This window comes from Paenibacillus sp. LRG-1 (assembly GCF_057220305.1).
The window spans coordinates 4,815,726-4,837,979 of the sequence record NZ_CM170126.1 but is presented as its reverse complement, the minus strand read 5'-3'; the positions used below and the strand labels follow the sequence as shown (position 1 = coordinate 4,837,979).

At 45.8% G+C, this 22,254-nt stretch carries 17 protein-coding genes and 1 riboswitch; of the genes, 13 read left to right on the top strand and 4 right to left on the bottom strand.

Annotation, left to right across the window (positions count from 1 at the left end; translation table 11 throughout):
* Window positions 1-282: 282 nt before the first annotated feature.
* A complete protein-coding gene (ppk1, locus tag ACUUJN_RS21400; RefSeq protein ID WP_028541444.1) occupies window positions 283-2,391 on the top strand; it encodes a polyphosphate kinase 1 in 2,109 nt (702 codons plus the stop codon).
* Here the strand turns inward: ppk1 and ACUUJN_RS21395 are convergent.
* The gene (locus ACUUJN_RS21395; protein WP_069080304.1) at window positions 2,351-3,886 is read right to left on the bottom strand and encodes a Ppx/GppA phosphatase family protein; all 1,536 of its coding nucleotides are present in this window, start codon (window positions 3,884-3,886) and stop codon (window positions 2,351-2,353) included. The genes ppk1 and ACUUJN_RS21395 overlap by 41 nt on opposite strands.
* Window positions 3,887-4,104: 218 nt before the next feature.
* Between ACUUJN_RS21395 and ACUUJN_RS21390 the strand changes: the two genes are divergently transcribed.
* Both ACUUJN_RS21390 and sda read left to right on the top strand, forming a co-directional pair.
* A complete protein-coding gene (locus tag ACUUJN_RS21390; RefSeq protein ID WP_023990160.1) occupies window positions 4,105-4,761 on the top strand; it encodes a YheC/YheD family protein in 657 nt (218 codons plus the stop codon).
* Between the two features lie 282 nt (window positions 4,762-5,043).
* The gene (sda, locus tag ACUUJN_RS21385) at window positions 5,044-5,187 is read left to right on the top strand and encodes a sporulation histidine kinase inhibitor Sda (RefSeq protein ID WP_023990158.1); all 144 of its coding nucleotides are present in this window, start codon (window positions 5,044-5,046) and stop codon (window positions 5,185-5,187) included.
* Window positions 5,188-5,347: 160 nt separating this feature from the next.
* Here the strand turns inward: sda and ACUUJN_RS21380 are convergent, their stop codons facing one another.
* Entirely contained in the window at window positions 5,348-6,352 is a 1,005-nt protein-coding gene (locus ACUUJN_RS21380) for an NAD(P)/FAD-dependent oxidoreductase (RefSeq protein WP_023990157.1), read from the bottom strand.
* A 237-nt stretch (window positions 6,353-6,589) separates the two neighbouring features.
* On the opposite strand from ACUUJN_RS21380, the gene ACUUJN_RS21375 reads away from it, so the two are divergent.
* The 4 genes from ACUUJN_RS21375 to ACUUJN_RS21360 all read left to right on the top strand — a co-directional run bounded on the left by ACUUJN_RS21375 (window position 6,590) and on the right by ACUUJN_RS21360 (window position 11,006).
* The gene (locus tag ACUUJN_RS21375; RefSeq protein WP_023990156.1) at window positions 6,590-7,780 is read left to right on the top strand and encodes an NAD(P)/FAD-dependent oxidoreductase; all 1,191 of its coding nucleotides are present in this window, start codon (window positions 6,590-6,592) and stop codon (window positions 7,778-7,780) included.
* A gap of 135 nt (window positions 7,781-7,915) precedes the next feature.
* Window positions 7,916-8,422: a MarR family winged helix-turn-helix transcriptional regulator gene (locus ACUUJN_RS21370; protein ID WP_023990155.1), complete on the top strand. Its 507-nt coding sequence runs from the start codon at window positions 7,916-7,918 to the stop codon at window positions 8,420-8,422.
* Between the two features lie 113 nt (window positions 8,423-8,535).
* Window positions 8,536-9,873, top strand: a complete 1,338-nt coding sequence (locus ACUUJN_RS21365; RefSeq protein ID WP_340959573.1) for an HlyD family secretion protein — start codon at window positions 8,536-8,538, stop codon at window positions 9,871-9,873.
* Window positions 9,870-11,006, top strand: a complete 1,137-nt coding sequence (locus ACUUJN_RS21360; protein ID WP_484668914.1) for an ABC transporter permease — start codon at window positions 9,870-9,872, stop codon at window positions 11,004-11,006. The genes ACUUJN_RS21365 and ACUUJN_RS21360 overlap by 4 nt, the downstream gene beginning before the upstream one ends.
* Window positions 11,007-11,086: 80 nt before the next feature.
* Here ACUUJN_RS21360 and hemQ read toward each other — a convergent pair whose 3' ends face one another.
* On the bottom strand, window positions 11,087-11,866 hold the full coding sequence (gene hemQ / locus ACUUJN_RS21355) for a hydrogen peroxide-dependent heme synthase (RefSeq protein ID WP_023990152.1): 780 nt from the start codon (window positions 11,864-11,866) through the stop codon (window positions 11,087-11,089).
* A gap of 344 nt (window positions 11,867-12,210) precedes the next feature.
* Between hemQ and ACUUJN_RS21350 the strand changes: the two genes are divergently transcribed.
* The 4 genes from ACUUJN_RS21350 to uvrC all read left to right on the top strand — a co-directional run bounded on the left by ACUUJN_RS21350 (window position 12,211) and on the right by uvrC (window position 17,612).
* On the top strand, window positions 12,211-13,728 hold the full coding sequence (locus tag ACUUJN_RS21350) for a replication initiation and membrane attachment family protein (RefSeq protein WP_028541451.1): 1,518 nt from the start codon (window positions 12,211-12,213) through the stop codon (window positions 13,726-13,728).
* 248 nt (window positions 13,729-13,976) lie between these two features.
* The gene (gene dnaI / locus ACUUJN_RS21345) at window positions 13,977-14,924 is read left to right on the top strand and encodes a primosomal protein DnaI (protein WP_023990150.1); all 948 of its coding nucleotides are present in this window, start codon (window positions 13,977-13,979) and stop codon (window positions 14,922-14,924) included.
* Between the two features lie 125 nt (window positions 14,925-15,049).
* The gene (trxA, locus tag ACUUJN_RS21340; protein WP_010347861.1) at window positions 15,050-15,367 is read left to right on the top strand and encodes a thioredoxin; all 318 of its coding nucleotides are present in this window, start codon (window positions 15,050-15,052) and stop codon (window positions 15,365-15,367) included.
* Window positions 15,368-15,527: 160 nt separating this feature from the next.
* On the top strand, window positions 15,528-17,612 hold the full coding sequence (gene uvrC / locus ACUUJN_RS21335; RefSeq protein ID WP_023990149.1) for an excinuclease ABC subunit UvrC: 2,085 nt from the start codon (window positions 15,528-15,530) through the stop codon (window positions 17,610-17,612).
* Here the strand turns inward: uvrC and ACUUJN_RS21330 are convergent.
* Complete coding sequence (locus ACUUJN_RS21330) at window positions 17,581-19,311, bottom strand: CPBP family intramembrane glutamic endopeptidase (RefSeq protein ID WP_023990148.1); 1,731 nt, start codon at window positions 19,309-19,311, stop codon at window positions 17,581-17,583. The two genes, uvrC and ACUUJN_RS21330, sit on opposite strands and share 32 nt — an antisense overlap.
* Window positions 19,312-19,572: 261 nt before the next feature.
* Window positions 19,573-19,725: riboswitch (cyclic di-AMP (ydaO/yuaA leader) on the top strand.
* Window positions 19,726-20,134: 409 nt separating this feature from the next.
* Between ACUUJN_RS21330 and ACUUJN_RS21325 the strand changes: the two genes are divergently transcribed.
* Entirely contained in the window at window positions 20,135-21,475 is a 1,341-nt protein-coding gene (locus tag ACUUJN_RS21325; RefSeq protein WP_068941829.1) for a TrkH family potassium uptake protein, read from the top strand.
* 97 nt (window positions 21,476-21,572) lie between these two features.
* Entirely contained in the window at window positions 21,573-22,250 is a 678-nt protein-coding gene (locus ACUUJN_RS21320) for a potassium channel family protein (protein ID WP_023990146.1), read from the top strand.
* The last annotated feature ends 4 nt before the right edge of the window (window positions 22,251-22,254 follow it).

Below are 22,254 nucleotides of genomic sequence, written 5' to 3'. Positions count from 1 at the left end.
CATTTAAAAATCAGCAATTGAACGTGGCTTCTAAGTGGTTACTACACATCATAATGAACATAAACAACTGAAAAAGGAACGGTTCGTCAATCTACTCTATGAAACAGACGTAAACACTGTACCGCTTAATGCTATTTTTGTAAAGCATCCGATTGACCTTTTCAAACATCCAGTTTGTGTTTACACACATTTTACATTGCGTTTACACTGCTGTGATGCTAGTGCGTTTCATCTAATAGTACAATAAAGGGTAACTATACTGCATGAATTGATGGAGGCCATATGTTGATAGAGAGTCAGAATAAGGATAAAGCCGGGTCAGAACGTTACTTTAACCGAGATTTAAGCTGGATTGAATTTAATCGCCGTGTGCTTCAGGAAGCTCAGGATGCAGATACACCGTTGCTGGAGAGAGCCAAATTTTTGGCGATTGTATCTAGCAATTTGGATGAGTTTATGGCTGTTCGTGTTGCAGAGACGCGCGAGAAGATCAAGGCGGGTTTTATGCAAAAGGATTTTACGGGATATACCCCCTCCGGTTTGTACAAACGCCTGATCAAGCGTACCGTCTCAATGGTATCGGAACAATACCGGACCTATCGTGATATTTCTCGCCTCTTGACGAAAAAGGGTCTTTTACTGTTCGAATATGAAGACTTAAATACGACACAGCGCAAGTCGCTGGATGCATATTTTCATGAAATTATATTTCCGGTGCTCACGCCGATGGCGGTCGATCAGAGCCGTCCTTTTCCACTCGTTCACAATAAATACGTATATTTAGCGGTCGTCTTGAGACGTCCCGGGGATACAGAGGAGGATAAACCACTTTTTGCCATTGTGCAGGTGCCTTCGAATATTCCACGTGTTGTTACGGTGCCTTTGCGGTCGAACAGCAAGAAGAAATCATTTATTTTAATTGAGGAACTAATCAAGCATCACATTCAAACGCTGTTCACCGGATATGTTCCGGAGGCGGTTCATGCCTTTCGTGTTACGCGTAACTCCGATTTGTCCATTAATGAAGAAGAGATCGAAGATTTGCTCGAAGAGATTGAAAAAGAGCTGCGTCGAAGACGACGGGGGGCGCCGGTAAGACTGGAAGTAGAAAAAGGGATTCATCCCTATGCCCTGATGGAGCTTCAACGCGAATTCAAGCTGTTCGATCATGTGTTTGAGATGGACGGGCCGTTGGATCTGACGTTTTTGTCGTCTTTTGCCGATCATTTGGAGGGGTATTCGCATTTGAAATTTCCGGCAATCAAACCACTGTATCCGGAAGAACTGCCCCCGCAAGAGGATATTTTCAACGTGCTTCGCAAACGGGACGTGCTCGTGTACCATCCGTATGAATCATTCGATGCGGTAACTGATTTTATCATTGAGGCATCAGAGGACCCGGATGTGATGGCAATCAAAATGACCCTGTACCGTGTCAACGGGGAATCGAAGCTGATTCCGGCATTGGCACGTGCGGCCGAATCGGGCAAGCAGGTAACGGTGGTGGTGGAGCTGAAAGCCCGTTTTGACGAGGAACGTAATATTGCCTGGGCGCGTACGCTTGAAAAAGCAGGCTGTCACGTAGTGTATGGGCTGGTTGGCTTGAAGACGCACGCCAAAATCATTCTTGTCATACGCCATGAGCGCAACGCACTCAAACGATATGTGCACGTAGGCACAGGCAATTATAATGAAAGCACGGCGCGCGTGTATACAGATATCGGATTGTTTACGTCGGATCCGGTACTTGGCGAGGATGCCTCCGAACTGTTTAATGAAATTACGGGATTCTCTGCGCTCAAGACTTTGCAAGCTTTTACGGTGGCTCCAACGGGAATGAAGAACAAGCTGTTTGAACTCATCCGTAGGGAAGCTGAGCAAGCATTGGCAGGTAAGCCCGCCCGGATTATTGCCAAGATCAACTCCTTATCCAATCAGGAGATGATCGATGAACTATATGCGGCTTCCCAAGCAGGTGTGAAGATTGATCTTATCATTAGAGGGGTCTGCTGTTTGCGTCCGGGTGTGGAAGGATTCAGCGAGAACATACGTGTCATCAGTATTGTAGACCGCTTCCTGGAACATTCCAGATTGTTTTATTTTGAAAATGGAGGCAATTCCGAGTTGTTTCTGTCCAGTGCGGATTGGATGACGCGAAATTTGACCCGCCGAATTGAACTGATGTGCCCGATTTATGATGACGGGATCAAAGAAATGCTGGCAGATATTCTGCATTTATCGTTAAGAGATAATGTGAAGGCACGCCAGCTTATGCCTAACGGCAGCTATCAATTTGTGTCCAGAAACGACAAAGAGGCTCCCATCAGGAGCCAATCTGAAGCGATGAAGGTTAGAAATTGGAAGAAGGTAGAATGGACCACGACAATGTAAGATTCCATGCCTTTTGGAAATCCTTGGCAACTGATTCCAGCTCCCGTTGTTCTAATATGGGTTCACTCTTGCTTTCCAGACGAAGATGCAGTGCATCATCCCCTGTAGTGGGATTGATGCTGCTAATCATTCCGGACTCACTCCGATCCATGCCAATCGCGAGCTGGAGCAGCGAGCCGAGCCGATGTACACGTTCCTCGTCGGAAGGCTCCAAAATATCCGCATGTGTGCGTAGCAAACGGGGTGTCCGGTTCTTGGGATGGTAATCCGCGATCAACGCGGCTAGTACCGTTTCCCTATGGGATAAACCGCCAATGCCTGCATGTAAGATCCAGAATACGGAATTCTGGCGGAAATGATAGTAATTCAAGGCAGCTCCCGTTTTGTAAAGAGTTGCTGCGGTCAGTAACAAGCGTTTGTCCATAGCAGCTGAGGTTCCGCTAGCTAATGTGTCATAGAGCCGGACGGCGTACTCGTTAACTCGCTTGACATGCGCTTCGCTAACCGGGACAGCAAACGAAAGGATATTGCGAATGGATGTGATAAGCGGATTAGCTACCACGGGCTGTTCAGCGTTGACCAGCTCATGAAATAGGCCGTCTCGCAGACCCGCTCCACTGACCAAATACGCGGAGCCTTGAGCAGCTTCAAATATCGTTTTCAATATAATAAGACCCGGTACAATGATGTCGGCTCTGTCCTTGGACAGGCCGGCTGTTTTTTTGCGTTTTTCATAGGGCAGATGGGGCAGACTTCCATAGAAGTAATTGACATCTTCTATCGTCATTTCGTAATGGTGCGTCACAGGAAGTGAGTAATCCAATCGTTTCTGATTGATTTTAGCCAAAGTACGCAGGGTTCCACCTAGCCCGATGAATGGCAGACCCGGATTGGAGAAGATCCAATCATGATTTTGCAGGGAAGAACGGACAAAGCTCTCCATTTCCTCAATCTGCTGAGGAGACCATTCGCCATTCTTGACCTCACGTCCAAAGCGCCAATTCATATTGACGGCGCCAAAGGGAAATGACACAGTATGCAGTCGTTCTCGATCGCGGAACAACGTAATTTCGGTACTGCCACCCCCGATGTCAATAATGATTCCGTCACTCACATTCATAGTGTTCACTACTCCCAGAAAACCGGCATAGCCTTCTTGCTCTCCGCTCAGTATTTCCAGTGTTAAATTTGTCTCCTCCGCGATCCATTGGACGATTTCGTCCGAATTCGTGGCATTGCGGATGGCTGCTGTTGCTGCTGCACGCATACGGACAACCCCGTGCATATGGCATACCGCCATAAATTGGCGCAGCAATGGAGCGATGCTTCGAATCGCCTCTCGTTCCATACGGCCGTTGGCCCCAACCTTTTCGCTCAGTCGGGCAGCTTCTTTGCATTCCTGCACAATTCGATAGGCTCCTGTCTCTGTCATTTCATAGATCACCAGACGTATGGAGTTTGAGCCAATGTCCATGATGCCAATTTTGCTATTCATGAGTTGACCTCCTTGTTGAAAAAAACGATTTGCCGGTAATTTCCGCTGCTCCGTGCAAATGGTAGTAGATTATTGTCATTGTACCAGTGATGTTCGGTGCATGCTACCGTTCGCCATGATCTTGTCGAAATAGACACATGCCACCGACAATCATCCAAGAATAGAACCTTCCTGTTGAGTATGTATAAGTATACCTGACGGCGAAAGGAGAGGGTTAGATGAGACAACTTGCAAGCAAATGGCTAAAGACGAAGGCGCTGCTGCACCATCCACATACCGCCGTTTATATACCGGAAACCTGTCTATATAGTGAAGATCAATTGCGCATGATGCTGCGGCGGCATGCTTTTGTATTTATAAAACCTGTAAAAGGAGGCGGAGGAATCGGAGTCATGCGTGTGGCAAAGGAGCGTAGAGGATACGCCTGTACGCGTATGGAGCATACACATCGGTTCAGTCATTTTAGAGCACTTGTATTCGGAATCAATAAGCTCCGAATCCAACGTCCATATCTCATTCAACAAGGCATCCAACTGGCAAGTATTCAAGGTAGACCTGTCGACTATCGAGTCAAAGTCGTGAAGGAAGGGCAGAGATGGGATTTTCGTGCGGTGGTTGCACGTCATGCTCGTCCCGGACTGGTCATTACAAATCTGTGCAAAGGGGGAACTTTGCTGAAGGGAACAGAGGCGCTTCGGATGATATATCCCCGGCGGCTTGCTATTCAAAAGCGGCGAGAAATCATTCAACTTACACAGCGCTGTATTCCTGTACTGGAAAGAAGATTTCCTGGGATCGGACAACTGGGATTTGATTACGGGCTTGATCAGAGTGGACGGGTATGGATTTTAGAGGTTAATACAAGACCTCAATAAATTTCTGATTTCTTTAAAAAAATTCCAATATAATCTATTAACAAGACGCTAAATATAATATATTTATATAAATAATAAAAATATTTTTTTTGTGTTCGAGCGTCAAAATTCTGTGTATAAATATTGTCCACATTATCCCCTGTCACATATATGGGTTAACGACACTTACCAACAATTTATACACAGGATTTCCACAATTGACTGTGGATAACAGAACGCTTGTTCCGATTTTGGTATTTTGATAGAATAGATTTTGAAATAAAAGGAAAGGTTGTGTCGAGGATGGCTATGCTGACGGATGAAATGCTTTTGGATTCCTATCAGATGGCAATCGAGCTTAAACTTGAATGTGACTTCATTGCACTGTTGCTGGCTGAGATTCACAAAAGAAAGTTAGAGATGAATACAGCCGTAGTCCTTCATTAGACCGGACAAGCTCTCGTACTGCGACTGTGAAGTCATTCAGGGTTCGGATGACTTTACGGACAATCACTGCAACGAATAGGCACACCGTAAAAAAGGGTATTTCACTCCAAAGATTCAAATTTGGAGTAAAATACCCTTTTTTGTCATAGTCTAAACTAGACTACAATTTCATGTTACTGCTGTGACCAGGAGATAACTTGGCATCTGGATCTACATAGACCTTGGCGTTGTTGACTGCCGTAGGAGCTTCACCAAAGCCGACCGCAATCAGCTTGAGCTTGCCTGGATAGGTCGTAATGTCCCCAGCGGCGAAAATGCCGGGAATATTAGTTTCCTGGCGAGAATCGACCACGATAGAGTTACTTTCGATTTCAATTCCCCATTCAGCAATCGGGCCAAGTGTGGATACAAATCCAAAGTTAACGATCACATCGTCCACTTCGATTTCCTGTGTTTCTTTGGTTTTTACATGAGCAAGAGTGACTTTCGTAATTGTGTCTTCTCCATGCAATTCTGTAATTTCCGTTGGTGTAATAACGTTTACTTTGGAAGCGAGGAGGTTTTCGACACTGTGTTCATGCGCACGGAATTTGTCACGGCGGTGAATCAATGTAACCTGTTCTGCAATCGGTTCCAGCATAAGTGCCCAGTCTACAGCAGAGTCACCACCACCGCTAATTAGCACTTTTCGGCCTGCAAATTTGCTCAGGTCGCTGACAAAGTAATGCAGGTTCGTTTTTTCAAAACGTTCGGCACCTGGAAGCTCCAGTCTGCGCGGCTCGAAAGCACCCACACCAGCGGTAATAATAACCGCTTTACCATGATACTCGCCACCTTTGTCTGTTTTTACGATGAAGTGGCGTTCTTCCTTTTTCTCTAATGATACGACTTTCTCTTCTAGCTGCACCTCTGGATTAAAGTGGTTCATTTGTTGAACCAAATTGTTAACCAGTTCCTGTGCAGTCACTTTAGGAAAGCCAGCGACGTCATAGATATATTTTTCAGGATAAAGGGCTGCAAGCTGGCCGCCCAGTTGGGGCATACTTTCAATTAAGGTGACGGACGCCTGACGCATTCCCCCGTAAAAAGCGGCGAAAATACCGGCTGGACCGCCTCCGATAATAATCAGATCGCGGATTTCCGCACCTGTGGATTGAGCTGTCACTCTAAAACACCTCCGAAAGGGATAGTATGGGATTTGTAGATATTGAATCAGCCGCATAGAGGTTCAGATAGCCGCCGAACGCATGATTCACTGTTTATCATTATAAACTGCTGGGTTCCGCTTGCAAAGTTAAAGCGGTTAATATTTGATGAAGACTTTTCTGTGAGTATAAATTAACCGTTTTGAGAGAACAGCTGTGAATAATTAATGATTATGTATATCGGAAGGGGTAGAAGCATGAGCAGTATTCCCAAAATTGTCATTGTGGGCGCCGGATATGGCGGTATATTGACGGCTCAGCAATTGCAAAAGGAGCTCAAGCACAATGAGGCGGATGTCACACTGATCAATCGACATGATTACCACTATATTACGACACATCTTCATATGCCTGCGGCAGGTACGGATACGATTGAGCATTCAAGGATTCCGATTGCCCAGCTAATCGATGAGTTCAAGGTGGATTTAGTCAAAGGAACGGTTAAGGAAATCATACCGAAGGAGAAAAAAATCGTGCTGGAGGATGGATCACTCTCCTATGACTATTTGGTCATTGGATTAGGCGGCGAGCCAGAAACATTCGGTATTCCGGGAATGGATAAGTTCGCGCTGACGATTCGCAGTATTAACTCGGTTCGCCTGATTCGTGAGCATATTGAATACCAGCTGGCCCTGTATAAAAATGACGGTAAACCAGGTCGCCTCAATTTCGTCGTAGGAGGCGCTGGTTTTAGCGGCATTGAGTTTGTAGCAGAATTGGCGGATCGATTGCCACAGCTGGCCAGAGCCTATGACATCGATTTTAACCGGATTCAAATCATTAACGTCGAGGCAGCTCCTACGGCGCTGCCAGGGTTCGATCCTGAGCTGGTGGAGTATGCGATGAACGTCCTTAAGCATAAAGGGGTCACCTTCCGCATTGGAATTCCGATTAAGGAATGCTTGCAGGATGGTGTAATCGTTGGTGAGGGGGAGAAAATCGAAGCGTGCACGGTGGTCTGGACGGGAGGGATCCGTGGGAACGGATTAATCGAGAAAGCCGGATTCGAAGTGATGCGCGGAAGGGTGAAAATCGACGATTTTCTGCGTGCACCGGGCCACGATGATATTTTTATTATCGGGGACAGCTCCCTGATGTTTAATCCTGAAGGACGCCCTTATCCACCGACTGCCCAAATTGCGATGCAGCAAGGGGTTCTTTGTGCCAAGAATCTGGCCGCTACTCTTCGCAAAAAGGAGCTGCACAAGTTCATATTTTCCAACAAAGGGACGGTTGCTTCTCTTGGAAAAGGGGAAGCCGTCGCCGTGGTGGGCAAACGCAAAATAAAAGGTTGGGTGGCCGCACAATTGAAAAAAATTGTGGATCTCCGCTATCTGTTCATCATTGGCGGAATTCCACTGGTACTGAAAAAGGGACGGTTTTTCTAAAGGTAGAAAGGTTTCCTTGACTCCTAAAAAGGAGCATGGAGACCTTTTTTATTTAGGCGAACAAAAAAAGGTATTGACTCATAACTATTTGACGACGTATAGTATGGTTACTAATTACAGAGGGGGAGCTTCAGATTGAATTCTGATTTTAATATCAATGCTGATCCCAAGAGAATAAATTTATTGGCAGAAAAGTTTCCAAATGCGGACTCCCAATCGTTGAATACGTTGGTACTTTTCGTGCAGGCAGCGCATGAAGTGTACAATGGAGTGTCTTCCAGACTGTCGGAATATGGGCTGTCTGTAGGCAACCTGAAAATTTTAATGCCATTGTTTCTTCATGAACGTGCATTGACTCCATCCGAGCTGGCTGAATATTCAGGAGTTACTCGTTCAACAGTAACCAGTGTAATTGATAAGCTGGAACGAGACGGCATCATCCGGAGAAGTACGCTGACGGATCGACGTATGACTGCAATCTCCTTGACTAATGAAGGTAAACAGTTAATGACGGAAAGAATTCCGTTGTTTATGCAGCTTTTTGCTGATTTGATGAATGAATTTACGAAGGAAGATCATATTCTATTTGCTACGTTATTAAATAAGCTTTCCTCAGGACTTGAACAGATAAAACGGGAATAAAAAAATTTCCCAACTCAAATAGTTAGACATCGTACTATCAGGTTCCTTATTAGTTTTCGACTATTAATTTTTAACTATCATTGCTAAATCATCATGAAGGAGAGTTTATTGTAATGAACAAAAAGATCATTGTGTACGTATTACTTATTGTCGCGTTAGGTACCGGGGGTACGCTAATGGCAATGAGCGGCAAGGATGCTGTGAGTATGGCAGCCCAACAAAAAAATACACTGCTTACGGCGGATACCGTGAATGTTGCTTTTCAGGGTGTAGGGGGAAGAGTAAACACGATTGAGGTGAAGGAAGAACAACAGGTGAAAAAAGGGGATGTGCTCATGACCCTCGATCCTGTAGACCTTGATTTGCAAATTGAGAAATTAAAAACGGATATCGCACAGGCTGATGTGAAAATAAAACAGGCTAAAGACGCGCTGCAAAATCAGTCGGAGAAAATTTCGAATTCAGAAAAACAGGGGCAATTGGACATTCAAGCTGCGCAAGCGGGAGAGTCCTTATTAAACCAAGGCACACGTGCGGAGGATATTGTAAGACAAAAGCTGGCTATTGAAGCAGCACAGCAATCGTTGGACGCAGCTCTGACAGGAGTAGAGACAGCCAAAAGAAATGCGGAAATCGCGCAAAAAACAGTAGCATCCAGACAACAGGCTCTGGACTTGGCTAAAGTGAATTACAACCGTATTCAAGCGTTATATGATGCTGGAGCTGGAACCAAAGCAGAACTGGATAACGCCAAAAACCAACTGGATAATGCCCAAATCGCGTTAGATACAGCTAAGGATCAGGTTGAAATTGCCAATAACCAGATTACAGCGGCTAGCAAACAATCGGACATTGCTAAAAATGGGATCGCTCAGCAGCAAACCGCTTTGGATAAAATGGAGGCTGGCGCAACTGCTGAGGAACGCCAGCAGGCTCGTATCAAAACAGAAAAGGCCAAGGAAGCCTTGACTCAAACCTCGCAAACACGAAAAGATGTTAAGAATAGCGAATACAATGTGGATCTTCTGGCTCAACAAAAGCAGGCATTGAGTGTTCAACTCAAAACTTTGGAATTGCAGCGTGGACGTATGGTGCTGAAGGCATCCACAGATGGTAAGGTGTCGCGTATTGTACCTAAAATGGGAGAGATCGTTTCTACGGGGGCAACGGGCGCCGTTATTGAAACCAATCAGCTATACTACGATATTTATGTGGGCGAGGATTCCATATCACAGTTTAAAGCTGGGGGAAATGTGACTTCGCACGTTGTAGCTTTAGATAAAGATGTCCAAGGCAAGGTGAGGTACATTACTTCTGCCCCTCAGTATACCAACATGAGAATGAGTCGGGACAAAGGTCTGTCGGATATCAGCTCCTTCCAAATACGGGTGGATGTCCAGCGAACATCTGAATTATTACCTGGAATGACGGTAGAGGTTGTGACGAAATGAAGGCGTTTATAGAAGAATGGAAGCTGATGATCAGCGGCAAAATGGTTTTTATTATGCTGCTCGTTCCTATCGTTGTAGCTGTTGCCTTTGGATTTGTTTTTAAAAATAATCAGCTTAACGATGCCTCTGTAGCTGTAGTCGATTTAGATCATAGCAGTTATAGCCGACAGCTTATTAATAAATTAGATGCATCGCAGTATATTGATGTACGCCATGTGCAAGAGAACGAAACCGATCCGAATTTACTTTTATATAATGAAAAGTTTTTTGCGGTGATTTACCTTCCAGCTGGGTTGGAGGAAAATAGGATTAAAGGAGTTCAGAGCAACATCGGTTTTTATGTAGATAATACGGTAGGTCAGGCTACTGGAAATCTACGCTCGGCAGTCACAGAGATCATGGCGACGGAAAATGCGATACTGGCTGGTGGTGGATTAAAGGGTATGGGAATGAGTGACAGTCAGGTTACAGGGCTTACTTCCAATATGCTGCTTCAGCAGCGCCTGTTATATAATCCTACCAATGCTACTTTGATGACCTCGGTTATGGGGTTCATTAATACGGTCATGATTTCACTAATTGGTGCTACTGTACTGACAATTGTCCCGCGATTGCGGGAGCAAGGAAGATTAAAAGAGGAGCTTCAGCATTCGTATAGCTTGATTCTTAGGGTGTTGCCGTATGCGTTAGTAGGATGTGTGTCCTTTTACCTGTCCATTGGTTTGCTCAAGCAAATTGGCGGACTACGCTTTGAAGCGAATGTATGGCAGCTCAGTATTCCATTTCTCCTGTACACGATTACGTTGGGTTTGTTTGCGATGGCTTTAGGGTGGAATGCGGCCAATCCTGGAAAAGCTTCCCCACGCCTCATGCTAATTATACTGCCTTCGTTTTTACTGAGCGGCGCTCAATTGCCAGTGGCTATGCTGCCTCCATCGCTGCAATATGTAAGTAACATTCTCCCATTGACCTGGCATTTCAAGTTTTTGAGAGGTATGGGCTTTAAAGGTGGAAGCTTAAAATATTTTATTCCCGAATTGGGAGGCTTTTTGATCTTACTAAGTGGTTTGCTGCTTATTATCTCTATTCTGATCGCTTTGGAGAAAAGAAAGCTGGCGCATCAAGGTATATAAAAAAGGATTCCGTCGTCCCGAAAGTGGGAGTTCACGAAATCCTTGATTGTATGTTGCGACATAGTTCCGACGCTTATGGTTTACAGCTTCAACATGTCTTCAAATGTCTCTTCATTTAACACACTGCCGACATAGAAGGAGCCAAATTCACCGTAACGAGCACTGACTTCATCAAAACGCATTTCGTAGATTAGCTTCTTGAACTGAAGTGCGTCATCGGAGAACAGTGTTACGCCCCATTCCCAATCGTCAAAGCCGACGGAACCGGAAATGATTTGCTTTACTTTGCCAGCATAGCTGCGTCCAATTAAGCCGTGGCTACGCATCAAGGTGCGACGCTCGTCCATCGAAAGCATGTACCAGTTATCGTCCAGATCACGTTTTTTGTTCATTGGATAGAAGCAAATATAACGGGCCTTGTTTAGTACAGGCTTCAAGCGTGCGACAATTTGTGGATTTTGCATGGGATCTTCATCCTTGCTCAAATAATTACTTAGTTCCACCACACTCACATAAGAATAGGTTTTGGTTGTATATTTGGCGAAGGTTGTTTTGTTAAAGTCATTTTCCAGCTTATTGAGGTCTTCCAGCGTTTCCCGCAGGTGCATCATGACAAAATCAGCCTTTTGTCCGACAACAGTATAGACAGCTGAACTGCCCAGACCCGCTTCCTCGGTAACGTTCCATTCCTTCATAAACTCTTGAAGCTCGTCCAGTGCTCCGGCGCGCTCTTCATCGTCTGCGGTCTTCCATGCTGTCCAGTTGATGGACCGGAAATCGTGAAGCGCATACCAGCCTTCCAGTGTGGAGGCTACTTCGTTGGGTGTTGCTGGGGTTTGTTGAGGTTGATGTTGACTCACGATCTACACTCCTTTACGTCTGTAAATGATAATCGGCTCAGCCGAAATATGTGTACTTCCTTATATCATTCCTGTATCCAATACGTGATGCTTAACCATTATATTGTAGCTCAAAGTAAAGCTTTTCACCAATGAAAGAAGTGTGAAGAATTTTATTTTTACCATGATGCAGGTCACAAAGTCTTAAAATAGTTAGTATTCTCGAAAAAAGTAGAACTCAGACGAATACGGCTGCCAAAAAGGAGAACAATTGCCCTTATTTTGTTGGTCCCACGAGAAGGCAAGTATGATAGAATAGAAAAACATCTTGGAGACCGTTATGTCAGGAAAGGAAGAATGTTGGAATGCGGATGAAAAACCTGCTGCACTATACTGAGAACCACCGCTACTGCGTTTATCGGGAATTTGGCTTGAGCGCACTGGATGAATTGATGCTGGGAAGCGTCTATCAGCCGATGGTAGGCGCATTTGCGGTCAGTCTGTATCGACTGTTGTTCCAGCATGTGCCAGTAGGACAAGTCGGTTATTCGCCGTTGGAACAGCAGCGTCGCCTTTTTCTGACACTGGGACTGGAGCCGAGTGAGAAGGGACGCAAGTATTTGATTGAACAGACCTCCAAGCTGGAGGCCGTCGGTCTATTACAGACGTCCAGGCTGTATGCACCCGAAACGGACGACTATATGTATGAATATGAGATGCAGCCGCCGCTCGCACCTGCTGAATTTTTCAGAACGCAGCATCTCACCCTTTTGTTGAGAGACAAAATCGGTAAGTTTGCAGTGCTTTCTCTGAGAGAATCGTTGTGGAGTAGGGAATCTAGCGAATGGTCGCAATCTTCCTATAATAAAGAAAATATTTCGATTCCTTTCTACGAGTTATTTGAATTGAATACCCATGTTATAGATTACGAACTGGAACAGGCGCTGTCCGAGGTGTCCACTAGCCGTCAGACTGGACCACTAGCGTCAGAATCGGAGGAAGCATTGAATTATGCAGATATTATTCTCCGTTTTCCGCGTGAATCTGCCAATCGCAAGCACGTGGAGCGTCTCCGGTTTGAACACGAGCAGTTAGGCATGGTCAATTACGTTGTTCGCAAATTTGACCTTTCTGTACAGGATATTAGTCGCTTGCTGGATGAGGATGGTATTTTTACCGAAGCAGGCGACTTGTTGCTTGACGAGCTTCAGCTTCGGGCTAGTCAGCACTCCAGACAGGATCGGAAGCGTCAGGAGGAACAGCAGGTACAGGCCGCCAAAGTGGTCGCCTTGCGCCAGAGGGAAGCTTCCACACCTGAAGAGCCGCCTGCAGAACAGGCTGTGGAAATGGAATTTTATGTGGAGGTTCCACCACAATTCACAGCCAAGTGTGACATTCACCAATATAATATGATGTTGCGCAACGAGCCTTATCGCCGTTTGCTGCAAACCTTTTTCCCCGGCACGGTTCCCGGTAACCTGCTGGATATATTTGAGAAAATTGATATCAGCTATAAGCTGCCCGGTGAAGTCATCAATGTGCTGATCCATTATTTGATGTCACTGCTCGTATCGGGGAGCGATCAGCGAATTAACCGAAACTTTGTCGAGGCCGTTGCTTCCAACATGCTGCTTAAGCAGGTAAACACTTACGAAAAAGCCGTTCAATATATAAGGGATCAAGCCAAGGTAAAAGGAAAACAGTCCTCTGCTTCTCCTTCCGGCGGCCGATCCCGCGCATATGCCAAAAATAACGGGCCAGCCAAGCCATCCATTCCAATCGTTCAGGATCACCCTTCCGAGGAGTCTGTATCTGAGGAAGAATTGGATGAACTGCTGCGTCTGGCCGAACGAATGCAATCCGGAAAACAGAAAAAAGTCTAGTGAATTTTAGGTTTTATGAAACTATTAAGCGAAGCCAATTCAAATAGATGTCGACTTTATGGCGGTCAGTAGCGGAGCGGATGAAATCGTTCTGGAGAAGCGATAGCGTTCGCCTTTGCCACCGGATTTTCACCTTTAAATTTCTATTACGATAGAAAAAATCTGGTGGCAACAGCGATCGTAAGAATGATCCATCCGCGAAGCGTCTCCCCCCATAACTCTGCACATTTTAGAAAGGAGGAGCGTTCTTGGAATCACTGGGCGATTTGCTACAGCAGATGCAGAACCCTTCGTTTCGCCAGCGCACTCGCAATGTAGCCGATCAAGTTCTAAATGATCCGCTCGTGCAGGAGTTTTGTGCTGCGCATCCTGATGTGGACGAAACACAATTGCGACTCAACATGAGCATGCTCTTTCAGTATGCCCGGGATCGTCGAAATTGCGACAATTGTCCGGGGCTGGAACAGTGTCCTAACGATTTTCAGGGCCACTTTTGTAAGCTGGGCGTGGAATATCCGAATGGAACAGCCGAAATCGTGGACATTCGGACCCCATGTGCGAAGTTGGTTGCTTCCCAACATGAACAACGGGTGCGTCAGAGAATTAAAAGCTTTTATGTGGATGAACGGGCACTTCTGGAGGGATATAACGCTCTTGAGATTGCGCGCAAAGATTCACAACGTATGCCTGCCGTCACACAGCTATTCCGTTACATTGAAGAAACGAAAAGTCAGGGTCTATCCAAAAAAGGACTGTATCTGGAAGGTACGTTTGGTACGGGTAAAACTTTTTTGATGGGCTATCTATTGCACGAGCTGGCTCTGTCGGGTCTGAACGGTGTGATCGTGTATATGCCTGATTTTGTGGAGGACTTAAAGTCCATGATTCAGGATGGACAGAAGCTGAAGGAAACGACCGAAATGCTCAAAAATTGTGATCTGCTCGTATTTGACGATATTGGTGCCGAAAATTTAAGCCCGTGGGTACGGGACCATGTGATGGGTTCCATTTTGAATTACCGAATGAACCGCAAACCTACTTTTTATACTTCCAATTATTCGTTGCAGGGGCTGGAGAAGCATCTCAGCTTTACGAGCAAGGACGGAGAGGAAATGTACAAAGGACAACGCTTGATGGACCGGATTCGTCCTTTTGTAGATGTCATTACCGTAAAGGGAAAAAATCAGCGGGGGTAAGCGTTTATCCGTCTGCTATTTTGATATCTTACAATTAAAAGACTATTGTGATATAATTAAAAGGTGTCGAAACAGACATTACAGGTTATAATAATCTTGACTTTTCTATAAAGGAGGAACATACAATGGCAATTGTTAACGTGTCCGATCAATCCTTCAACGCAGAAGTCGAAGGCACAGGAACCGTTTTGGTTGATTTTTGGGCGCCATGGTGCGGTCCTTGCAAAATGATCGCTCCCATTCTGGAGGATCTGTCCACAGAAGTTGGCGACAGCGTCAAAATCGCGAAGGTGAACGTGGATGAAAATCCAGAGTCTGCTTCCCGTTTCGGCGTGATGAGTATTCCTACCCTGATCGTTTTCAAAGACGGACAGCCTGTTGATAAAGTGGTAGGTCTGAACTCCAAAGAAGCGCTGAAAAGCATGCTTACTAAACACCAATAATCATCGCATGTGACCCATGCTCTCGCGGGGGCTTGGTGGAGCGGCCATGAAAGGTCAATGCCTCCGGTTGTAAATACCGGGGGCGTTTTTGTGTATTATTCCTATATATTATAAGTAGTTAGTTGAGCAGTCATTAAGAATGGAAGGAGGAACCGGGCGAATGAAACCTTATGCGGAGGACTTGCAGAATCAGGAGAAGGCGCTGGAAAACATACGGCACAAATTAGCGTTACTGCCGGATGCATCAGGCTGTTACCTGATGAAGAACAGCGAAGGCACCATCATTTATGTCGGCAAGGCCAAAGTGTTGAAAAACCGGGTCCGTTCCTATTTTACAGGTAGCCATAACGGCAAGACGCAGCGATTGGTTTCCGATATCCGTGATTTTGAATATATCGTTACAGGTAGTAATATGGAGGCGCTCATTCTGGAGTGCAACCTCATTAAAAAGCACCAGCCGCGCTATAACGTGCTGTTGAAGGATGATAAAACCTTTCCGTATTTGAAAATTACGAACGAGGCACACCCCAAGCTGGAGGTGACCCGTCGCGTTCTGAAAGATAAAGCAAAATATTTTGGACCGTACCCCAATGCCTACGCGGCACATCAGACGAAAAAGCTGCTGGATCGCATGTATCCCTTACGCAAGTGTGGTGTGATGCCCAAGGAAGTGTGTCTGTATTATCACATGCATCAATGTTTGGGGCCTTGTGTGAAAGAGGTCGAGAAGGAAACGTATGAGCAGATTGGTCAGGAGATTGGTTCCTTTTTGAGCGGGGGACATGAGGAAATTAAAAAGGATCTTCAGCGTAAAATGCAGGAGGCCGCAGAGGAATTGTACTTTGAGCGGGCCAAGGAGTTGCGAGATCAGATTATCAGCATCGACGCGATGATGGAAAAGCAGAAAATCACCACATCGGATGCGAAGGATCGAGATGTATTCGGTTTTTCAGTAGATAAGGGCTGGATGTGTGTACAAATCCTATATGTCCGCAAAGGTAAAATGATCGAGCGCCATATGTCGACTTTTCCTTTCTACGGTGAGGCTTACAGTGATTTTATGTCCTATGTGACGCAATATTATAGTGACAACCCAGCAGTGCCGCAGGAAATATTGCTGCCGGATTCTCCTAAGCTGATGCAGGCAGAACAGGTCAATGTCGATCAACCGGTTGCGGCAGAAACTGCACTCCACAGTGCACCTCTAGCCGATGTTACTGGACAGACAGATGAGAAAGCGATACAAACGGAGACAGAGCATTCTGCTGACTCATTGCTGGTGGCTGAAGAACGAGCAGCTTATGCAGTAGCAACGAATCAAGGTCAAGTTGGTGACCAAGATGCAGAGATAAAGGAAACAGAAACCCAACTATCCGGTGGACTGGAGGACCCAGCTACGGCGGCTCTCGCTCTGGCTGAATGGTTGGATGTTAAGGTACTTGTACCGCAGCGTGGACTGAAAAAGCAAATGACAGGCATGGCGACGGAAAATGCACGTGTTGCTTTGGATGAGAAGTTTAAGCTGATCGAGCGGGATGAGGAACGGACATCCAAAGCTGCAAGCAATCTCGGACGTGCCATTGGGCTGGATAGCTTGCACCGGGTGGAGGCGTTTGATAACTCCAACATCCAGGGTTCCGATCCAGTCTCCGCCATGATCGTGTTTATTGATGGCAAGCCTGCCAAGAAGGAGTATCGAAAATATAAGATCCGTTCTGTGCAGGGACCCGATGATTATGAAACGATGCGTGAGGTTATTCGGCGTAGATATGAACGTGTGCTTAAGGAAAATCTGGAACGTCCCGACTTGATCGTTGTGGATGGTGGACGTGGACAAATTAAGGCGGCGACCGATGTACTGCAAAATGAGCTGGGTTTGTTCATTCCTGTGTGTGGTCTGGTGAAGGATGCCAAACATAGAACTTCCCAACTATTAGTGGGAGAGTCCTCTGAGGCCGTGACACTTGCACGCAATAGCGAAGAATTTTATCTGCTGCAACGGATTCAGGACGAGGTTCACCGTTTTGCCATCACGTTCCACCGCGAGCAACGCGGCAAATCTATGGTAACTTCCCGGCTGGACTCTATTCCAGGCATCGGCGAGAAACGGCGTAAGTTACTGCTCAAGCATTTTGGATCACTCAAAAAAATAAGAGAGGCCAGCGTTGAAGAATTCCGGCCTCTCTCTATTGGGGATAAGCTTGCGCGTCAGATTATAGCTGCCCTTCGGGAGGAGGAGTCGTAGAATACGGCTCCTCTTTTTTAATAGGTTCAAACATAATTCGATTTGGCTTTTTAGGACTAAACCAATAAATGATGTAACCCACAATGGCTGGAAGTAAGATCCAGAATAGACCAGCGCTCACATTCACAGTGTCTCCCAGACTCATTACACTAAGCCCCATTAGAATGCTGTCAAAAATAACGTGGCTGAACATGGCGGCAATAAAACCGTAACGCAGGAACACAAAACTGAACAGCAAGCCAAGAAAAGTCAGCTCAATAGGTCTGGAAATCACCGGATAGATCGGATAAAGTGTATGTCCCAGTGCCCAAATCAGCGTGGTGATCAGACAAGCAACAAAAGTGTTTTTCACTATTTTTTTGACCATCGGAATACCAAACAGACGGTAGACAGTCTCTTCTCCAATACCTGCCATCCAGGCCATAATCGGCAGTAACCATGGATAAGCCATATTGTAAGGGGATTGCGTGGCATCTGTTGTGGAGAATGTATTAAATGTGCGCTCCAGTATAAAGAATAAGATGGATTGTACCCCGAGTAAAATAAAGGCCCACAAGTAGCCAACATACATACTGCGAAGCACATACAGCCCGTAGCCCGGCTCTTTCGCACGCGGCCATGCATTCAGTCCAACCTGACGCATAAGTCCGTCACCGCCGACCAAGGAGAAGTAGAGCGCTACTGCCATGAAGAAGGTAACACCAATCTGGAACACCATAAGAAATATAAGCATGCCCTTACCGCCTGCTTCTGCTTGCAATAAAGGCAGCATGTTCATTGTCCCAGCTATACTTGCAATAAAGTATATAACGGACAGAACAATGCCGCGTACAAATGAAGTATGTCGTCGGGTGAGTGACGCATACACAATGGCAAGAACACCCAGCACAAAGCTAAATAGGGCATAACCCGCATAGGTCATCCAATTCGCCCAAAATGTTTGCTTTTCGATATAATCGGTATAGGACGACGGGGCCGAAAAGCTTTGAGAGAAGGAGCGAACATCACCGTCTTCGAAAGTAAAAGCCAGTGTAAGTACCGAGGCGCCGATTTTTTTATCGTCTACGGTATACTTTAATCCACCTTCTTTTTCAGTGGTGGCGAGCTTCAAGTCCGACGGCTTAAAGCCAAAGCGCTTGACCCATACTGCGGCCGCCTGCTCCTTGGCTTCAAGCGTCATGCCGTCCTCAGCTACACGTATAAGCCTGTTACGTGCTTCTTCATCCGTAGAAATATCAGCCTGTGTGTAATTGGTACTGGAGGTGATCCGTTTAAAGCTAACGACCTTCCCAGTGGATAAATCCACATGAATTTGCAGTTTGCTTTTCGCTGAGGATTCAGGCAGATCAACCCGAAAGGTTTCGTAAGGGTAATTTTTCTTCCATGTACGGTCGTACTGTTGAAGCAGTTTTTCTCTAGATAAATAACCGTACAAATCTGTTTCGGCCTGATAGGTCACGACAGGCTCCTCTGGCTGTGATTCAGTATAGCCCAACTCGGAGCGGGCAAAGTCCAATGCGTGTATGACCGCTTCTTGTTTGCTGATGACCTTTGCGTTCATTACTGATTCTGGACTCGGATTGCTAAGCGAGGGAATAAGCAATTGAAAGATAAAAAAGCAAATCAGGCCAATCCCGCCCAGCAAGCCTAATTTTTTGAAGTTGGCCGTGAGCACGACCGGTTTCCCGATAGGATTCATGAGTTTCCTCCTTAATCTGTAAATAAGAACATCCATTAAAGATATCATACTGCACAGGTTCCCGCCAACAGACCAGCGATATTCATGAAAATAGAGTGAAAGCACTTTAAAGTTCCAATAAAATAAGATAAGCTGCGATTAAACGATGCCCATTCGCAAAATAAAGCCAATTTCACGTTTTTTCGGCGAAATCGGTTTTGTGATCTGGATATAGAAGGATTATAATCTTGAGGCAATGCCTATAAAATACATAGGTAATGATATACAGTTAAGCCGAATTTCTATGAGAAAACGGGGGAACCATGTTACTGGGGTGAATTTTACAGCTGATCCTGCTGGATTGGATGTGTAAATAGGGCATACTGTGCTGCCCGAATCCGTCAGCTAACCTCGTAGGCTATGAGCAGGAACCAAGTCAGGCACTCGGTTTTCCGGTGTCTATTTTTGTGCGTATAAAAGTGTTTGGATTGGTTAGACCGCTGCGGGTGCAGATTATTCTTCCGATTGCTGTTATCCCCGGATTTTTTGATTGTATAACCCCTTTAATGGTTAAAATCCGGAGATAAAGGCAAACGCTTCGCTTCTTCAGAACAATTCTGCTTCCTTCGCTGCTGCCCGCCAATAGCACAGGGGGCAGAGTAGTGCTTGACATGCATTCTTCCTGTATTCAGGGAATGCTAATTATAGTTACTAAAGGTTTGGAAAAATCAAAAAAATTAGGGGCAACGACGATCGGAAGATCAAATGGAACGCGTAGCGGGCTTACACCGTATTAAATCACTGTTTTTATAGTTTTAAGGATTAGGAGAGAAGTGATGAATAGATGAATCCCAATGCAAGCTGGCTCCGGCTTTCTCCACCGCAGATATTCGTTGCGGGCTTTGCCATTATCATTCTAATAGGTAGTTTATTGTTAATGCTGCCGATCTCCAATACAACAGGAAAGCCACTTGCGTTTATAGACGCTTTGTTTACTGCCGCTTCCGCGACCTGTGTTACAGGGCTTGTCGTAAAGGATACGGGGACCTTTTTTACAACCTTTGGTCAAGTTGTTATCGCTGCGCTCATTCAGATCGGCGGCCTGGGCTTTATGACTATGGCTACCTTGATCGCGCTGGTGTTCAAACGTCGGATTTCCTTACGGGAGCGCCTCATTTTACAGGAAGCGATGAATCAGACCTCTGTCGAAGGAATTGTCGGATTGATTCGTAAGGTGCTGCTGTACTCGCTGGTCATTGAGGGCGTATGTGCTGCAATATTTGCGATTCGCTGGTCGTTTGATATGCCTGTAGGCAGGGCGATTTATTTTGGGATTTGGCATGCCATCTCCATGTTTAACAATGCTGGTTTTGACTTATTCGGGCACTTTCGCAGCCTGACAGGTTATGTATATGATCCGATTGTTAATTTTACAGCTATGTTCCTGATTATTTCAGGCGGCATTGGTTTTGTAGTGATGTCGGATCTGGCAGAATATCGCAAGCGCAAGAGACTGTCCTTGCATACTAAGGTGGTACTCAGCATGACGGGCGCTATGATTGTAGTCGGCACGCTCGTGATTTTTGTATTTGAATTTACGAATCCAAAGACTCTTGGCTCGCTTGATTGGGGTGGTAAACTGCTGGGATCTTTATTCCAGTCCGTTACCCCCCGTACCGCAGGTGCCAATACGCTGGACATTGGAGGCTTGCGGCAGGCTACGCAGTTTTTTATCATCATACTCATGTTTATCGGGGCTTCTCCTGGCTCTACTGGAGGCGGGATTAAGACCACAACATTCGCGCTGCTCATTGGAGCCGTGATTTCGATGCTACGGGGGCGTGAAGATATTGTGCTGTTCAGGTACCGACTTGCGCAGGGACGAATTTACAAGGCTTTGACCATTACACTGCTGGGGCTGCTGTTCGTGATCGGGGTGACCATGATTTTGTCGGCAACCGAAGATCATCATTTTTTGATGATCTTGTTCGAGACGGTGTCTGCGTTTGGTACGGTGGGGCTGTCGATAGGGCTTACACCTGATTTGACAGTCATAGGCAAGCTGGTGATTACCCTGACGATGTTTGCAGGTAGACTGGGGCCACTCACGCTAGCTTATGCACTGGGGCCGAAAAAGGGTAAAGAATTATATCGTCATCCGGAAGGCAAAATGATTATAGGATGAATCATTTCATATTCATTTCGTTGGTTTAATTATTTCAGGATTTTTGTAAAATCCTCATTTATGAAATTGATTCAGATAAGGGAGTTTTCGAGTAGATATGAAAACGCAGCAGTTTGTAGTTATTGGCTTGGGGCGGTTTGGCTCAAGCCTGGCTTTGCAATTGGTGGATATGGGGTGCGAGGTGCTAGGCATTGACCGGAATGAGGATGTGGTGGACAGTATGAGTGAGATGTTGACACATACTGTCGTGGCGGACGCTACCGATGAAGACTCATTGCGATCACTGGGCATCCGTAATTTCGATTGCGGCATTGTTGCTATTGGTGATGACATTCAGGTAAGCATCCTGACCGCCATTTTGCTGAAGGAGCTGGGTGTGAAAAAAGTCGTAGCCAAAGCCATATCTGTGCTGCACGGGCGTGCGTTAGAGAAGCTCGGTGTGGACCGGATCATTTATCCAGAACGGGATATGGGTATCCGGGTGGCTCATCAGCTAGTCACGCCTAATTTGCTCGATTATTTGGAGTTGTCCAAAGAATACAGTATTGTGGAACTCAATGTACCTGCATGTCTGAATGGAAAAACGCTAGCAGAGCTAAATGCCCGTACTCGCTTTGGTTGTAGTGTCGTGGCGCTTCATACGGCGAACGGTATCCTGATCGCACCGACGGCTATGGATCGGCTAAAAGCAGACGATATTATGGTCATCATCGGCTCGAATGACAATATCGGTCGCTTTGAGGATGAGGTTGTTAATGTCAATGAAGAGGGCTAAACCC

Bases quoted from the DNA above. Each gene is read 5' to 3' on its own strand.
- ppk1 (WP_028541444.1), top strand. From the start codon at position 283: ATGTTGATAGAGAGTCAGAATAAGGATAAAGCCGGGTCAGAACGTTAC.
- ACUUJN_RS21395 (WP_069080304.1), bottom strand. From the start codon at position 3,886: ATGAATAGCAAAATTGGCATCATGGACATTGGCTCAAACTCCATACGT.
- ACUUJN_RS21390 (WP_023990160.1), top strand. From the start codon at position 4,105: ATGAGACAACTTGCAAGCAAATGGCTAAAGACGAAGGCGCTGCTGCAC.
- sda (WP_023990158.1), top strand. From the start codon at position 5,044: ATGGCTATGCTGACGGATGAAATGCTTTTGGATTCCTATCAGATGGCA.
- ACUUJN_RS21375 (WP_023990156.1), top strand. From the start codon at position 6,590: ATGAGCAGTATTCCCAAAATTGTCATTGTGGGCGCCGGATATGGCGGT.
- ACUUJN_RS21365 (WP_340959573.1), top strand. From the start codon at position 8,536: ATGAACAAAAAGATCATTGTGTACGTATTACTTATTGTCGCGTTAGGT.
- ACUUJN_RS21360 (WP_484668914.1), top strand. From the start codon at position 9,870: ATGAAGGCGTTTATAGAAGAATGGAAGCTGATGATCAGCGGCAAAATG.
- ACUUJN_RS21350 (WP_028541451.1), top strand. From the start codon at position 12,211: ATGCGGATGAAAAACCTGCTGCACTATACTGAGAACCACCGCTACTGC.
- trxA (WP_010347861.1), top strand. From the start codon at position 15,050: ATGGCAATTGTTAACGTGTCCGATCAATCCTTCAACGCAGAAGTCGAA.
- uvrC (WP_023990149.1), top strand. From the start codon at position 15,528: ATGAAACCTTATGCGGAGGACTTGCAGAATCAGGAGAAGGCGCTGGAA.
- ACUUJN_RS21330 (WP_023990148.1), bottom strand. From the start codon at position 19,311: ATGAATCCTATCGGGAAACCGGTCGTGCTCACGGCCAACTTCAAAAAA.
- ACUUJN_RS21325 (WP_068941829.1), top strand. From the start codon at position 20,135: ATGAATCCCAATGCAAGCTGGCTCCGGCTTTCTCCACCGCAGATATTC.
- ACUUJN_RS21320 (WP_023990146.1), top strand. From the start codon at position 21,573: ATGAAAACGCAGCAGTTTGTAGTTATTGGCTTGGGGCGGTTTGGCTCA.